Origin of the sequence: Streptomyces sp. PA03-6a, assembly GCF_033792765.1 — a bacterium.
Classification (GTDB): Bacteria; Actinomycetota; Actinomycetes; order Streptomycetales; family Streptomycetaceae; genus Actinacidiphila.
Genome location: NZ_JARAVK010000595.1, coordinates 1 through 805 on the forward strand (window position 1 = coordinate 1; position 805 = coordinate 805).

2 pseudogenes are annotated in these 805 nt (G+C 67.0%); one reads left to right on the top strand and one right to left on the bottom strand.

What is annotated here, in order from left to right:
- Positions 1-83: 83 nt before the first annotated feature.
- Positions 84-433: pseudogene (locus PV350_RS46805) on the top strand (transposase); the annotation flags it as partial.
- Positions 434-641: 208 nt separating this feature from the next.
- On the opposite strand, the pseudogene PV350_RS46810 reads toward PV350_RS46805, so the two are convergent.
- Positions 642-805: pseudogene (locus PV350_RS46810) on the bottom strand (transposase); the annotation flags it as partial.

Here is an 805-nt window from a genome sequence, read left to right on the forward strand (position 1 = left end):
AAAACCACCCGCGCAATCCGCGACCAACCCGAACGAGCACTCCCACTTCTGGGCATCACCAACAAGCCCGAACCTTAAGGAACTTGATCAAGCCCTGCACGCTGGTGCCCACCCGCGACCACAGCATTGCCGAGCAGTCCAAGAACTACAGGTACTCCACCAACCACCAGGTCGTCATCGACGCCGACACCCACCTGGTCGTGGCGATCGGCCGCCCCGTGCCCGGGAACCGCCACGACAGCAAGGCCTGGGAAGAGTCCGGGGCGAAGGCCGCCGTCGGCCAGACCACAACCATTGCCGACGGCGGCTACCTGGGCGCCGGCCTGGTCATCCCACACCGACGCCCACCTGGCGGCGAGCTCCCCGAGTGGAAGCAGGAGCACAACCACTCCACAAGCAGGTCCGCGCCCGCGTCGAGCACGTCTTCGCCCGCTCGCTCATTGATGTGGCCCGGGCAGCAGCACGCACCCCACCCCGGCCGAGCATTCTCGCCTCGGTGGCCACCACCAAGCGCCGCTGCCGCTCGTTAAGATGTGGCAACAACACCCCGAAGCGAAGGGTGAGTTGGGACAAGATCTCCGCGGGGAACGTCATACCAGCCCAACGAGCCTGCGGACCCCGAAGCAACATCTTGATTCTTTACGGCTCCAGTGGGTGCGGCAACGCTGCCATGAAGCCCCAGGCAGGACGGCTCCGACGGCGTCGTCGAGGCAGGCGTGGGCGTCGGAGACGACGAACTGGGCCCCGTTCAGGCCGCGGGCGATGAGCGAGCGCAGGAACGCCAGCCGGCTCCGTCCTCGGCGGT